At 69.3% G+C, this 14,563-nt stretch carries 11 protein-coding genes; 3 read left to right on the forward strand and 8 right to left on the reverse strand.

The features are described 5' to 3' along the window. Positions 1-16 precede the first annotated feature (16 nt). The 7 genes from MRB58_RS05725 to flhA all read right to left on the reverse strand — a co-directional run bounded on the left by MRB58_RS05725 (position 17) and on the right by flhA (position 6,295). Entirely contained in the window at positions 17-1,669 is a 1,653-nt protein-coding gene (locus tag MRB58_RS05725; protein WP_244780766.1) for a methyl-accepting chemotaxis protein, read from the reverse strand. Between the two features lie 23 nt (positions 1,670-1,692). Further along, entirely contained in the window at positions 1,693-2,253 is a 561-nt protein-coding gene (locus MRB58_RS05730; RefSeq protein WP_244780767.1) for a hypothetical protein, read from the reverse strand. Beyond that, complete coding sequence (locus tag MRB58_RS05735; RefSeq protein WP_244780768.1) at positions 2,250-2,606, reverse strand: hypothetical protein; 357 nt, start codon at positions 2,604-2,606, stop codon at positions 2,250-2,252. Before MRB58_RS05735 ends, MRB58_RS05730 begins: the two co-directional genes overlap by 4 nt. Then, a complete protein-coding gene (locus tag MRB58_RS05740) occupies positions 2,603-2,992 on the reverse strand; it encodes a rod-binding protein (RefSeq protein WP_244780769.1) in 390 nt (129 codons plus the stop codon). The genes MRB58_RS05735 and MRB58_RS05740 overlap by 4 nt, the downstream gene beginning before the upstream one ends. 77 nt (positions 2,993-3,069) lie before the next feature. After that, complete coding sequence (locus MRB58_RS05745; RefSeq protein ID WP_244780770.1) at positions 3,070-3,447, reverse strand: hypothetical protein; 378 nt, start codon at positions 3,445-3,447, stop codon at positions 3,070-3,072. Beyond that, positions 3,444-4,202, reverse strand: coding sequence for a flagellar biosynthetic protein FliR (locus MRB58_RS05750; protein ID WP_244780771.1), 759 nt, complete (start codon positions 4,200-4,202; stop codon positions 3,444-3,446). Before MRB58_RS05750 ends, MRB58_RS05745 begins: the two co-directional genes overlap by 4 nt. Next, positions 4,199-6,295, reverse strand: a complete 2,097-nt coding sequence (gene flhA, locus MRB58_RS05755; RefSeq protein ID WP_244780772.1) for a flagellar biosynthesis protein FlhA — start codon at positions 6,293-6,295, stop codon at positions 4,199-4,201. The genes MRB58_RS05750 and flhA overlap by 4 nt, the downstream gene beginning before the upstream one ends. 343 nt (positions 6,296-6,638) lie before the next feature. On the opposite strand from flhA, the gene MRB58_RS05760 reads away from it, so the two are divergent. Together MRB58_RS05760 and MRB58_RS05765 are read left to right on the forward strand one after the other, a co-directional pair. After that, complete coding sequence (locus MRB58_RS05760) at positions 6,639-8,924, forward strand: bifunctional diguanylate cyclase/phosphodiesterase (RefSeq protein WP_244780773.1); 2,286 nt, start codon at positions 6,639-6,641, stop codon at positions 8,922-8,924. A gap of 177 nt (positions 8,925-9,101) precedes the next feature. Beyond that, positions 9,102-9,806 (forward strand): hypothetical protein, encoded by a 705-nt coding sequence (locus MRB58_RS05765; RefSeq protein ID WP_256461729.1) that lies wholly within the window; start codon positions 9,102-9,104, stop codon positions 9,804-9,806. Between the two features lie 59 nt (positions 9,807-9,865). Here MRB58_RS05765 and ppdK read toward each other — a convergent pair whose 3' ends face one another. Then, positions 9,866-12,523 carry a pyruvate, phosphate dikinase gene (gene ppdK, locus MRB58_RS05770; RefSeq protein ID WP_244780775.1) on the reverse strand — a complete coding sequence of 886 codons (2,658 nt, stop codon included), beginning with the start codon at positions 12,521-12,523 and terminating at the stop codon, positions 9,866-9,868. 208 nt (positions 12,524-12,731) lie between these two features. Here ppdK and MRB58_RS05775 point away from each other — a divergent pair, with 208 nt between their 5' ends. Next, positions 12,732-14,558: a tetratricopeptide repeat protein gene (locus MRB58_RS05775; protein WP_244780776.1), complete on the forward strand. Its 1,827-nt coding sequence runs from the start codon at positions 12,732-12,734 to the stop codon at positions 14,556-14,558. The last annotated feature ends 5 nt before the right edge of the window (positions 14,559-14,563 follow it).

The following is a 14,563-nucleotide window of genomic DNA, read 5'->3' on the forward strand; positions in this document are numbered from 1 at the left end:
CTCTCAGGCGTCAGATTCAGGCCGCGTCGGAGCGCATGGAAGCGATGAACGTCGCCATCCGGCTCCTCAAAGTGTCGGCCTGCGTCGACAGATCTTGGGAGGCTGAGACGATCGCGCTCGCCCCGGCGCCCGTGTCATTGGCAGCCTTCGACACGTCCACGATGATGGACGACACATCTTGCGTGGAGACTGCCGCCTGCTGCACCGACTGGGCGATCGCCCCCGTCGCGGCCGCTTGCTGCTCGATCGCCGAGGCCACGCTGGAGGCGAGCTCGTTGGCCCGCGTGAAGCTGGTCTTGAGGCTCTGGATCGCCTCGACCACCCGGTCGACCTCGCCTTGCACGGCGTTGATCTGCGCCGAGATCTCCTTGGTGGCGCCGCCGGTCTGCTCGGCGAGCGACTTCACCTCCATCGCCACCACCGCGAACCCCTTGCCCGCATCGCCGGCGCGCGCCGCCTCGATGGTGGCGTTGAGGGCGAGGAGGTTGGTCTGGCTGGCGATGTCCTCGATCAGGGTCACCACTTCGCCGATCTTCTGCGCCGACTTGGAGAGCCCCTCGGCCACCCCCGTCGCGCTCTCGGCCTGTCGCAGCGCCTCCAGCGAGATCTGCGTCGACTGCGAGACCTGGCCGCCGATCTCCTGGGCCGAGGCCGCCAGCTCCTCCGCCGCCGAGGCGACGGCCTGCACGTTGCTGGACGTCTCCTCCGCCGCGTTCGAGACGCGCTGCGACTGCGTGGTGGAGGTGTCGGCATTGCCGCGCAGGGAGGTGGCGCTGGTCGAAAGCTGGGTGGCCGCTTGCGAGAGGCTGCGCACCACCGAGTTGACGTCGTTCTCCAGGCGCGAGACCTGGGTCTCCACCGCCTCGCGCTGGGTGCGGGCGCGCTCGTCGCGCTCCTGCCGCGCCGCCACACGCATCGCCTCGATCTCCTGCAGGCGGATGCGCAGCGCCTCGGCGGTCCGCGCGAGCTGGCCGATTTCGTCGCCGCGCTCCGTCCCGTCGATCGCATGGTCGAGCTGGCCGTCCTCCAGGTCGTGGATGCGCGAGGACAGCTTGGACAGCGGGGACACGATCTTGGCGGTCGCGATCCAGTAGGAGACGGCAAATCCGCCCGCCACCGCGGCGACACCGCACAGGATCACGGTCCACAACGCCGCCGTGCCGGATCGTTCGCTGGCGCTCGCATACTCGCCCAGTTCGCCGACCGCCGTCGTGCGGTAGTCCTGGACGATCGCCTTGGCCTCCACCACGTCCTCGTCCACGCGGGCACGCGCCTGCGCATCGGTCCCGTCCGCCAGCAGGGTCTCGAGGTCGCTCAGCATCTTGCCCAGCACCGTGCCGAGCGGGCCGACGCCGGTCATGCCGCGCCGCCGGTCGAAGTCGGCGAGGGCGGCGGCGTGACGAACGAGCCCGTCGCGCGCGGTGCGCAGCTCGGCCACCGGGTCGATCCCCGCGCCCGTGTCGCCGGCATCGATCTCCTCCAGCGCCTGCTCGATGCCGCGCACGTCGATCCCGATGTCGAGGATCGTGAACATGCGCGCGGCGGCGAGGTTCGACTCGGCGATCGCCGCGTTCATCGACGCCGTCCCGCGCGAGGCGATGACGACGGTCGCGACGATCGCCAAACTCATGATGCCGACGATGGTGAGGATGCGCAGAAGGACAGACATGGGGGTTCCTGTGGTCGATCGGTTCAGTGGGCGGCGCCGGCGCCCGGCTCCTTGGCCGCAGGCTGGCTGGTGCCCGCGTCGAGCGCCGGGTTCTGCGGCACGCCCGCGCTTTGCGCGGCGGCGGCGACCTTGCGCATCGCGTCGGGGTCGGACAGGTCGATGTAGTTCAGGCCGTCCACCAGGAGATCCTGGACGACCTCCGCCCCCATCCGCGTGTTGACGTTCTCGCGCACCTCCTCGGAGAAATTGCCCAGATCGAGGCGCGCCAGCTTGCCGAAGTCGGTCTCGGCGCGGGCGTAGAGCGAGCGGAAGATCTCGTCCGTGAGGAAGGGGTCGGGCTCGGAGGCCAGCGAGCGCAGCACCGCCGCGTCGGCCGTGTAGACCATGCGCACGACGACGTAGCCCTCCACGCGCCCATGCTCGACGACGGGGACACTCATCGTCGGCAGCGACGTGTAGCGCAGGCCCTCCAGCTTGGGCTTGGCCTCCTCCTCAACCGAGTTGAGCTTGAAGGAGGCGGCCGCGTAGCCCGCGCCCAGCGTCACCACGACCGCCCACATCCCAACGAGGAGGGCACCCTTCATTGCAGCGACTCCAGCCCCGTCGTGACCGGCGGCCGCGGCTCGTAGGTACCGTCGGACTCCTCGGCGAGGACCGCGGCGGTGACGATCTCGGAGATGACGCGCGCCGCTTCGAGACGGCGCATCAGCAGCTTCTCCTCGACCGCGAGCTTCTCGCGCAGGCGGCGGACCTGCTCGAGCAGCCGCTCGTCCTCCTGCGGGCGATGGTGGCCGAGGCGCGACAACTCGAGGAGCGCGCGACCCTTGGCGTCGGCCAACGCCTTGTCGTCGATGCTGGCGCTCGCTCTCATCGCCGCGATGGAGGTGTCGATCAGGCCTTCGAGGCGGCTAACGGCGTTGGTGATCCCGGTCGTCATGACCCGTCTCCTTTTCGCTCTTCGAGCATGGTGTTGATGAGGTCGGCGATGCCGATGCCGCCGGTCGCGGCGACCTCGGCGGCCAGATGCTGCGCGAATACGCCGCGCCACAGGCGGCCGGCCTGGCCGCCCCACACGATCGAATCCTCGTTCGGCAGCATGTGCTGCACGAAGGCGGTCAGCGTCACCGCCTCGAACTCTTCGCCGGCGGTGCGCGCGCGAGCGGCACGGCCGGCGACGGTCGCGGACGGGGCGGCGGCCCGGATCGCGTCGGCGAACCGCGGCGCGGCGGGCCCGGCGGCGGCGCCTCCCCGCTCGCCGAGCGCGGGGAGCGCGGGCGACGGATCGGCGGCCACGAGGGCGTTGATGGGTGGTATCGACGTCATCGGATCGACTCGGACCTCTCAGCGCTCGGCGCGACGGTACGAAGTGAGGCTGGCGGCGGGCTTGCCGCCGCCCCCGCTCACCGCCGCCTGGGTGAACTGACTAGAATTTCAATGCGTTGGCGTTCCTCTTTGCGACGGGCCTCGCTCGAGGCTTGCGTCGCCCGCTCCTCCAGCACTTCCGCGGTGCGCTCCTGGCGGACGTACTGGCTGGCCCGCTCGTCGGCGACGCGGCGGAGCCGTTCGGTGGTGCGTCCGTTGCGGCGCAGCGTGTCGGCCATCGCCTTCACCGCGAAGCCGTGCAGCACGTTGGTGGCGTTGAGCGCGTCGAGGATCTCGTCGGCTTGCCGGGCGCTGTCCTCGTAGCGGGCGTTGGCGGCGATGCTCTCGGCCTTGGCCACTTCCGCCAGCGCCCGCTGCGCCCGCGCCAGCCGCGCCATCCGCTCCGGCCGCTTCACAGCGCACCCGTCAGCTGGCGAAACGCGTCGGAGAAGGCGAGCATCACCTCGCGGATCGCCAGCGCCATCATGATGAGCCCCCCCGCCGTCACGAACGGCAGCGACACGAAGAAGACCGGGATCGACGGCGACAGCTTGTTGGTGATGCCGATCGCGAAGTTGACGACCACCGAGTAGATCAGGAACGGCGCCGCCAGCCGGAGCGCGACGAAGAACGCCGCCGCGATCTGGTCGGTGACCGACACCAGCGCCTGGCGCACGTCCAGCACCGCCCCCGGCGGCAGGACCTGGTAGGAGCCGATGAGGGCGCGCAGGATCTCGTAGTGCAGGTCGGCGACGAAGATGATCACCGTCGCCGTCGCCATGAAGAGCATCGCCGCCGCCTGCCCCGGCTCGCCCGCCTCCAGCGACAGGCCGGGCATGCCGCCGAGCCCGACCGCGTTGGCGATCGCGACCGACATCGTCTGCAGCGCCATCATCAGGAAGCGCGACAGGAGGCCGATGAGGAAGCCGATGATCGTCTCGGTGAGGAGAACGGCGACGAGGTCTCCAGGGGTCGCCTGCCCCACCGCCGCCACCGCCCGGTCCAGCACCAGCGGCGAGACCGCGAGCGCGATGCCGAGCGCCACGAAGAGCTTCACCTGGATCGGCGCGCGCATCGAGGAGAGGCCCGGTGCGATCAGGAAGACCCCGCCGACGCGGGCGAACACCACGGCGACCGCGAGCACCAGGGCATCGGGCGCCGTGCCGTTCACGAGATGGCGCCGATCGGCTGCACGGTCGTCCCGCGGGCGATCTCGAGATGCGACAGGACCGGGATCGACGGGAACATCCGCTCGATGATCATGCGCACGTAGGGCCGCGCGTCCGGCGCCGTGACGATGGCGAAGCGCGCGTGCAGGGCCAGCATCTCGTTGATGACCTTGGAGGCCGCCTCGCTGAACTCCTCGACGAGGCGCGGGTCCATCGCCAGCTCGATCACGTCGCCCTTGGCGTCGCGTTTCAGTCCCTGGTGGAAGGCGAGATCCCAGCGGTTGCCGAGGCGCAGGACGTGCAGGGACCCGTTCTCGGCGAGATCCCCGCAGATCTGCTGGGCCATGCGGATGCGCACATGCTCGGCGACCATCTCCGCCCGGCGCGCATGCGGCGCCACCTCCGCCACCGCCTCCAGGATGAGGTGCAGGTTGCGGATCGAAACGCGCTCGGCCAGCAGCAGCTTGAGCACCGCCTGCAGCCCCGAATTGGAGATCTGCGAGGGGACGATCTCCTCGATCAGGCGCTTGTACTCCGGGTCCAGCCGGTCGAGCAGGGCGCGCATGTCCTTGTAGGACAGCAGCTGGGCGAGGTTGTTGCGGGTGATCTCGACGAGGTGGGTCAGCACCACCGAGAGGTTGTCGATCGGCACGAAGCCGTCGCGTTTCACGTCGGCGGCGAAGGCCTCGTTGATCCACACCGCCTTCATGCCGAAGGCCGGGTCGCGCGTCTCGTCGTGCGGGATCTGCGGCGGCGGCGCCTCGGCGGTGACGATGAGATAGTCGCCGACCCGCAGCTCGTGGCTGGCGACCGCGGTGCCGTGAATGTGGATCTCGTACCCCTTGGGCGAGACGGTGAGGCTCTCGGTGACCTTGATCTCGGGGATGACGAACCCGAATTCGCGCGCGAACTTGCGGCGGATCTTGGCGACACGGTGGGCCAGCTCCGTCGGCGAACGCAGCACGGTGCGGGCGAGCTGCTTGCCGACGACGAGTTCGATCTCGGGGATGTCGAGCTCGGCCTTCACCGAGTCCTTGTGGACTTTCGCCTCCTCCTCGGCCCGGCGCTCGGCGGCGACGCGGATCGCCTCCGCCTCGGCCCGGCGCTGGCGCGGGATGGTGTAGGCGACGAAGGCGAGGATCGCCGCCAGCACCACGAACGGGATCGACGGAAGGCCCGGCACCACGGCGAACAGCGCCATCAGCCCCGCGGCCATGATCAGCGCCTTGGGGTAGGCGCCGAGCTGGCCCAGGATCGCCTTCTCGGCCGACCCGCGGGTGCCGCCCTTGGAGACCAGGAGGCCCGCCGCCAGCGAGATGATCAACGCCGGGATCTGCGAAACCAGCCCATCCCCGACCGACAGACGGGTGAACACGTCCGCCGCCTTGGACAGCTCCATCCCATGGCGCGTCGTGGCGATGACGATGCCGCCGAAGATGTTGACGGCGATGACGATGAGGGAGGCCACCGCCTCGCCGCGCACGAACTTCGACGCACCGTCCATGGAGCCGAAGAAGGAGGATTCCTCCTCCAGCTCACGGCGGCGGCGCTGGGCCTCCTCGTCGTTGATGAGGCCGGAGGAGAGGTCGGCGTCGATCGCCATCTGCTTGCCGGGGATGGCGTCCAGCGTGAACCGGGCGCCGACTTCGGCGATGCGGGTGGCACCCTTGGTGATGACGAGGAAGTTCACGATCACCAGGATCAGGAACACCACGATGCCGATCACGAAATCGCCCGACATCAGGAAGTTCGAGAAGCCGGCGATGACGTGACCGGCGGCGGTCACGCCCTCGTTTCCGTCGGACAGGATGAGCCGGGTTGTCGCGATCGTGATCGCCAGGCGCATCATGGTGGCCATCAGCAGGATGGTCGGAAACGAGGAGAATTCGAGCGGTTTCTCGATCCACAGCGCCACCATGAGGATGAGTACGGCCAGCGCGATCGACAACGCCAGCGATACGTCGATCAGGAAGGTGGGAATCGGCAGGATCAGGACTGCCAGCATCCCCACGACACCGATCGCGAAGGCTATGTCGCGAATTCCGTTGGCGAAAAGCCCGGTCGGTGGCGTCGATATCGCGGATTGTGTGGTCATCAGCCTCTCGCCTTCATGGCGAAGCCGGGCCGCGCGTTCGCACGCGCCGCCTCGCTTGCTTCGGTTTGGCTGCAATGTCGCGTCTGACGCTGGGCCGAGGCTGACGGTCCCGGCGCGACGCCCCCCTCAACCTGCGGGACCCAGCCCTGCACGCTCAACATGCGCAATTTTTGCGTTAGTATGGGGATCGAGACTTGAGTTCCGCGGCATCGACCGCACTTTCCGGAAGCAGCCGCGTACCGCCTGGCCGACTTCGAGGGCCTGCCGCGCCCAAGCGGACTGCGCGACCGCGGGGTGCCGTGCGGCAACTCACCCTCAAGCCGTGGGACAGAAGAAACCGCCGATGGTCGACGTCACCAAATTCACATCGAGCTCAGTCGGGCACGGCAACCTCTGGTACAATCTCGCCCTCCTCCTCGGTCTCCTGGCGCCGACCCTCCTCGTCGTCTTCTACGCGTTCGATTTCGTCACCGTGTCGCTCGGCGCGACCCTCGTCATCGCCGCGATCGGGTTCGTCTCGGTGATCTGGCTGGCGGTGGCGAGCCGTCGCCGCCTGGCACGCATCTCGGAGGCGATCGACGCGACGCAGTGCTCCATCGTGATCTACGACGAGGCCGACCGGCTGATCTTCGGCAACCGCCGCTATTGCGAGGTGCTGGGCGTCAGCAAGGACGACATGGTGCCCGGCGTGCATTACTCCGACCTGATCCGCACCTCGTTGCAGAAGCACCTGCCGCCCGAGGCGATCGAGGCCGAGCTTGCCCACCGCCTGGCGATGCACCGCCTCGCCGACGGTCGCCCCGCCGACCGCCAGTATCCCAACAACAAGTGGGAGCGGGTGACCAAGACGCGCCTGCCGAGCGGGCTCAACGTCGGCATCGCCGTCGACGTGACGGAGTATTACGCCCTCAAGGACCAGCTCGACGTCGAGGCACGACGCTTCGCCGCGCTCGCCCGCGGGGCCCCGGTCGGCATCTGCCTGGTGGACGGGAACGCCAGCATCCAGTTCGTGAACGACGCGCTGCTGGCGATGCTGGACGCGGTCGACCGCCGGGCGCTGCTCGACAGCAGGCAGACCTTCCGGCTCAACCGCGCGGCGATCCCCTCCTTCCAGGACCTCATCGGGGCCCTGCGCCAGAACGCGGCCGAGACCGAGGTCCGGGTCGATCTTCCCGGTACCACCCGCTACCTCATCGTGCGCAAGGCGTTCGTGCCGATCGCCGGCGGCGAGCACCAGCCCCGTCTCGACGGCACGTCCGAGAATCTCCTCATCTTCGTCGACATCACCAAGCGCAAGGCGGCCGAGGCGCGCGTGTCCTACCTGGCGCTGCACGACCCGCTCACCGGGGCGCTCAACCGCGTCGCCTTCGCCGACGACCTGGCGCACGCCTCCGCCGGAGCCGAGTTGCAGAGCCCCGCGGCGCTGATCGCGATCGACCTCGACCGCTTCAAGCCCGTCAACGACGTGCACGGGCACGCGGTCGGCGACGAGCTGCTGTGCCGGGTGGTGGAGCGCATCGGCGCCGCCATTCCCGAGAGCTGCCGCCTCTACCGGCTGGGCGGCGACGAGTTCGCGGTGCTGTGCCCGCCGCCGAGCGGGGCCAACGCGATGGCCTACGCCCGGGTCATCCTGGAACGGCTGTGCGAGCCGTTCACCATCGAAGGGTGCCGCATTCTGATCGGCGCCAGCGTCGGCGTCAGCTCGCTACCGCGCGACACGGACAATCCCGAAACGCTGATCCACTACGCCGACCTGGCGCTGTACCAGGGCAAGAACCGGGGCGGCGGTTCGGTGCACGCCTTCAGCCCAGCGGTCCTGTCGAGCGCGGACACCCGCCGCGTGATGGAGCTGGACCTCGCCGAGGCGGTGGAGAACGGCGACATCGGCATCGTCATGCAACCCATCTTCGGCCACGACCGGACGCGCCCGGTGGCGGCCGAGACGCTCGCCCGGTGGACCAACCGGCGCACCGGCGAGTGCGTCTCGCCGGCGACGTTCATCCCGATCGCCGAGGAGGCGAACCTCATCGCCCGGATCGACCTGGCGGTGTTCCGCCAGGCGATGGTGGCGTTCGCGCAGATGCGCCTCGACGGGGCGCCGTTCGAAACGCTCACGGTGAACGTCTCCATGCCGACGTTGGAGGCGGGGGACTTCGCCGCCGAGGTCCAGGCCACGCTTCTGGGCACCGGGGTGCCGGGGACGGCGGTGGTGCTGGAGGTGACGGAGAACTTCCTCGTCGACGACGTGCAGCGGCTGGCGGCGACGATGGAGACCCTCAGCGGCTTCGGAATCCGCTTCGCGCTGGACGATTTCGGGACGGGGTATACCTCGCTGAGGATGCTGGCGGACCTGCCGGTGAGCTACCTCAAGATCGACCAGTCCTTCGTGCGCGGGCTGAGCGACCCGCAGGCCTCCCGGCACCATCGCATCGTGCGGGCGATCATCGAGATGGCGACCCACCTGGGGATGGAGGTGATCGCCGAAGGCGTCGAGAGCGAGGCGGCGTACGACAGCCTGGAGGCGCTGGGGTGCGAGATGTTCCAGGGCTTCCACCTCGCCCGCCCGCAACCGCCGGAGAGCCTGGCCGGCGGGGTCACGGCGGGGGCCGAGGGGACCGCCGCGGCCTGAGCGCGGGCCTTCCGCGAGCCGCCGGGCTGCCGAGGCTCGCGGGCGGAGACGTGCCGGCGGGGTGCGCGCGGCGGAATCGGCCTTCGCCGCGGGGCAGATGCGACGGAGGGCGGCTTGCCCCGCCCGGTCCGGGTCGGCATCGTGCGCCGCCGATGGAGGTGCACCTTGAATATTGCGATGTGGTCCGGGCCGCGAAACCTTTCGACGGCCATGATGTATGCGTTCGGCGCCCGCGGGGATTGCGCGGTGTGGGACGAGCCGTTCTATGCGGCCTATCTGGCCGAGACCGGGCTCGACCACCCGATGGCCGGCGCGATCCTCGCCGCCGACGAGACCGACCCGGGCCGGGTGGCGGCGCGCTGCGCCGGGGCGCCTCCGGGCGGAAAGATGCATTTTTACCAGAAGCACATGGCCCAGCACATGCTGCCGGAGTTCGACCTCTCGTGGATGGACGGGCTGACGCACGTGTTCCTGATCCGCCATCCGGCGCGCGTGCTGGCGAGCTATGACGTGAAGCGGGAGAACCCGGTTCTCGCCGACATCGGATTCGCGCAGCAGAAGGCGCTGTTCGACCGGGTGCGGGAGCGGACCGGCGCGGCCCCTGTCGTGGTCGACAGCTTCGACATTCGGGCCGATCCGGCGGGGGTTCTGGGGCGCATGTGCGACGCGATCGGCCTGCCGTTCGACGCGGCGATGCTGACGTGGCCGGCCGGCGGGCATCCGGACGACGGGGTATGGGCGCCGCATTGGTATGGGGCGGTGCACCGCAGCACCGGCTTCGCCGGGGCCGAGGGTCCGCTCCCCGAGGTGCCGCCGCATCTGGCCCCGGTGCTCGCCGAGGCCATGCCGTTCTACGAGGCCCTGCGGCCCTTCGCGATCTGACGGGCGAACCCATCCACTCCGGCAGGCCCGGAACGTGGATGGTTCGCCTCAGTCGACAATTACCCCAACGCCGCCTGCGCTGCCGCCAGGCGTGCGATCGGCACGCGGAACGGGGAGCAGCTCACGTAGTCGAGCTTGACCGTTTCGCAGAACTTGATCGAGTTGGGGTCGCCGCCGTGCTCGCCGCAGATGCCGAGCTTGATGTCGGGGCGGGTGGCCCGGCCCCTCTCGGCGCCGATGCGGATCAATTCGCCCACGCCCTCGGTGTCGATCGACACGAACGGGTCCACGTCGATGATCGCCTCGCGCAGGTACGAGCCGAGGAACACGCCCGCGTCGTCGCGCGAGATGCCGAAGGTCGTCTGCGTCAGATCGTTGGTGCCGAAGGAGAAGAACTCGGCCTCCTCGGCGATCTTGTCGGCATTGAGGGCGGCGCGCGGCAGCTCGACCATCGTGCCCACCTGGTAGGTGAAGGTCTGGCCGGTCTCCTCGCTGACCGCCTTGGCGGTGGCGTCGATCCGCTTTTTGACGAACTCCAGCTCGGTCTTGAGGCCGACCAGCGGCACCATCACCTCCGGCACCACCGGGGCGCCGGTCTTCTGCGCGGCGGCGATGGCGGCCTCGAAGATGGCGCGGGCCTGCATCTCGGCGATCTCCGGGTAGGAGACGGCGAGGCGCACGCCGCGGTGGCCCAGCATCGGGTTGAACTCGGCCAGCATCCGGGCGCGGTTCTTCAGCTTCTCCGGGTCGGCGCCGAGCGCCCTGGCGACGTCGGCGATCTCCTCGTCGGTGTGCGGGATGAACTCGTGCAGCGGCGGGTCGAGCAGGCGGATCGTGACGGGCAGGCCGGCCATGATCTCGAAGAGCTGCGTGAAGTCCTCGCGCTGCATGGGGAGGAGCTTGTCGAGCGCGGCGCGGCGCCCGGCGGTGTCGTCGGCGAGGATCATCTCGCGCATGCCCATGATGCGGGCCGGGTCGAAGAACATATGCTCGGTGCGGCAGAGGCCAATGCCCTCGGCACCGAACTCGCGCGCGGTCTTGGCGTCGTGCGGCGTGTCGGCGTTGGTGCGTACCTTCATGCGGCGCGTGGCGTCGGCCCACTTCATGAGGCGCTGGAAGTCGCCGGACAGCTCCGGCTTGAGCATCGGCACCTCGCCGACGAGGACCTCGCCGGTGCCGCCGTCGATGGTGATCTTGTCGCCCTTCTTCAGCGTGACGCCGCCGGCGGTGATGGTGCCGGCGGCATAGTCGATCTTGACCCCGCCGGCGCCGGAAACGCAGGGTTTGCCCATGCCGCGCGCGACGACGGCGGCGTGGGAGGTCATGCCGCCGCGGGTGGTGAAGATACCGCCGGCGGCGTGCATGCCGGAGATGTCCTCCGGGCTCGTCTCGATCCGGCACAGGATGCAGGGGCGGCCCGAGGCGGCGAGACGCTCGGCCTCCTCGGAGGTGAAGACGATCTCGCCCGCGGCCGCACCCGGCGAGGCGGGAAGCGCCTTGGCGAAGAGGTCGGTCTTGGCCTTGGGGTCGATCATCGGGTGGAGGAGCTGGTCGAGCGAGGCCGGCTCGATGCGCTTGATGGCCTCGTCCTCGGAGATGAGCTTTTCGTCCACCATGTCGACGGCGATCTTCAGCGCGGCCTTGGCGGTGCGCTTGCCGGCACGGGTCTGCAGCATCCACAGCTTGCCGCGCTCGATGGTGAACTCGAGGTCCTGGACGTCGCGGTAGTGGGCCTCGAGCTTGTCGCAGACGGCCTTGAACTGGGCGAAGGACTCGGGGAGCGAGCGCTCGAGGGAGGGCTTTTCGGATCCGGCCTCGATGCGGGCCCGCTCGGTGATGTCCTGCGGGGTGCGGATGCCGGCGACGACGTCCTCGCCCTGCGCGTTGATGAGGAACTCGCCGTAGAGCTGCTTCTCGCCGGTCGACGGGTTGCGGGTGAAGGCGACGCCGGTGGCGGAGGTCTCGCCCATGTTGCCGAACACCATCGCCTGGACCGTCACCGCGGTGCCCCAGCGCTCGGGGATCTGGTGGAGGCGGCGGTAGGTGATGGCGCGGTCGTTGCGCCAGGAGCCGAACACGGCGCCGATCGCGCCCCAGAGCTGGTCCTTGGGGTCCTGCGGGAAGGGCTTGCCGGTCTCCTTCAGGACGAGATCCTTGTAGATCTCGATGATGCCGCGCCAATCGTCGGCGGTGAGGTCGGTGTCGAGCTCGACGCCGCGCTCGTCCTTCAGCGCCTCGATGTGCTCGTCGAACTTGCGGTGCTCGACGCCCAGGACGACGTCGCCGTACATCTGAATGAAGCGGCGGTAGCTGTCGACGGCGAAGCGCTCGTCGCCGGCATTCTCGGCCAGCGCGCCCACGGTCTCGTCGTTGAGGCCGAGGTTGAGGACGGTGTCCATCATCCCGGGCATGGAGATGCGCGCACCGGAGCGCACCGAGACCAGCAGCGGCATCTTCGGGTCGCCGAAGGTGCGGCCCGTCGACGCTGCGATCTGATCGAGGGCCGCGTTCACCTCCGCCTCGAGCTCGGGCGGGTAGCTCCGATCGTGCTCGTAGAAATAGGTGCAGACCTCGGTGGTGATGGTCATGCCGGGCGGCACCGGGAGCCCGAGGCTCGCCATTTCCGCAAGGTTCGCGCCCTTGCCGCCCAGGAGGTCGCGTTGGCTTGCGTCACCCTCGGCGGCACCGTCGCCGAACGTGTACACCCATTTGCCCATGTGGTTGTTCCCCTACTGCCGGACGTCACCGTATAATCAAGCATAGGTCATCTGGAAACGACCACCAGTCCAACCCTTGCACTGAGCGTTGCGCTGGTGGACGGTGTCGCCTAGGTCGCACATCAGTTTTCGTGTTCAAGTTGCGCGTCCACGCGCGTCTCGACGGAAGGGGTCCACCTTGCCACTGCGCAATAAGGTTACGATCGGTATGGCGTTCGCGCTGGCGCTCTCCGGCTCTGCGGCCGCGGCTGCGCCGGGCAACGAGTTGGGGAACATCGGCGAGGCCGTCGATCCGGTGGAGGCGCTGGGCCTCGGCTCGCTGAGCGGCTTCTACCTCGCCGCCCGGCACGCCCGCTTCAATCAGGATCTCACGGCCGCGGCCGGCTTCTATGTCTCGGCCCTCGCCAAGGACCGCGCCAACACCGACCTTCTCGACACGTCGCTCATCCTCAACGTCGCCTCCGGCAACATCTCCCGCTCGGTGACGCTCGCCGAGCAGCTCCTGCGCTCCGAGCCGGACAATTGGATCGCCCTGACGACCCTCGCCGTGGACCAGATCCGCAACGGCGAACGGGGCGCCGCGATGGAGACGCTGGGCAACCTCGACGAGGTGGGCGGGCAGATCCAGGAGTTGGTCGCCGGCCTGCTCGAGGCATGGATCACGGTCGCCAAGAACGACACCGACGGGGCGCTGGCGCACCTCGAGGAGCTGTCGGGCCCGCGTCAGTACGAACCGTCGACCACGCTGCACACCGGCCTGATCGCCGACTTCGCGGGCCGGAACGACGTCGCCGGCGAGGCGCTCGAGGCCTCGTTCAAGCGCGACGCCGGCTCGCCGCGCGTCGTCGAGGCCTATGTGCGCGCCCTCGCCCGCGCCGGCAATCTCGACCGCGCCAACGAGATCCTCGACGAGTTCGAGGAGCGGCTCGGCGGCAACGACCAGTTCACCGCGTCGCTGCGCGAGGCGATCGCCGCCGGCGACGTCGCCCCGCTGATCGACACGCCGATGAAGGGCGCGGCCGAAGCGCTCTACGGCCTCGGCACCGCGTACGCGCGCGACGGCGGCAACGCCCAGGCCGCGGCGCTCTTCCAGCTCGCCCTCTACCTCGACCCGGAAAGCTACTTCGCGGCGATGGCGCTGGGCCAGGTGATGGAATCGTTGCAGCAGTACGAGGCCGCGATCGAGATTTACCGTCGGATCCCGGACGGGCACGCCCTGTCGCGCACCGCCCGCGTGCAGGAGGCGTTGAACCTCAACGCGCTGGAGCGCAACGCCGAGGCGATCAGCCTCCTGAGCACCGCCGTGGAGCAGGACCCGACCGACGTTCCGACCACGGTCGTCCTGGGCAACGTCTACCGCGACATGGAGAACTACGACCAGGCGCGCCAGACCTACAGCAAGGCGATCGACGCGCTGGGCGACGTGCCGCCGGCCTACTGGACGCTGTATTATTTCCGCGGCATCGCGCGCGAGCGGACCAACGAGTGGGACGGCGCCGAGCGGGACTTCCGCCTCGCCCTCACCTACCGGCCGGACAACGCCCATACGTTGAACTACCTCGGCTATTCGCTGATTGATCGCGGTGAAAAATTGAGCGAAGCGATCGGCATGGTGCGGCGAGCGGTCGCGGCGGAGCCCAGTAACGGCTACATCGTCGACAGCCTCGGTTGGGCCTACTACCGCCTCGGCCGCTACCAGGACGCGGTGCGCGAGCTGGAGCGCGCGGTGAACCTGAAGCCGATCGACCCGGTCATCAACGACCACCTGGGCGACGCCTACTGGCAGGTCGGGCGCAAGCGCGAGGCGATGTTCCAGTGGGCCCACGCACGCGACTTCGATCCCGATCCGGAGCTGACGGCGAGCATCGCCAAGAAGCTGGCCGAGGGCCTGGGACCGCAGACCCCGGTGCAGCAGGAGGCTTCCAACAAGCACGCCGCGCCGGCCGAGGGCACGGGTGAGGCCTCGATCAAGGTGGAGATCGCGCCGGAGCCGTCCGAGGCGGACACCGGCGGCGAGAACGCCCCGAAAGAGTAAGGCCG

This window comes from Acuticoccus sp. I52.16.1 (genome assembly GCF_022865125.1).
Taxonomy (GTDB): domain Bacteria; phylum Pseudomonadota; class Alphaproteobacteria; order Rhizobiales; family Amorphaceae; genus Acuticoccus.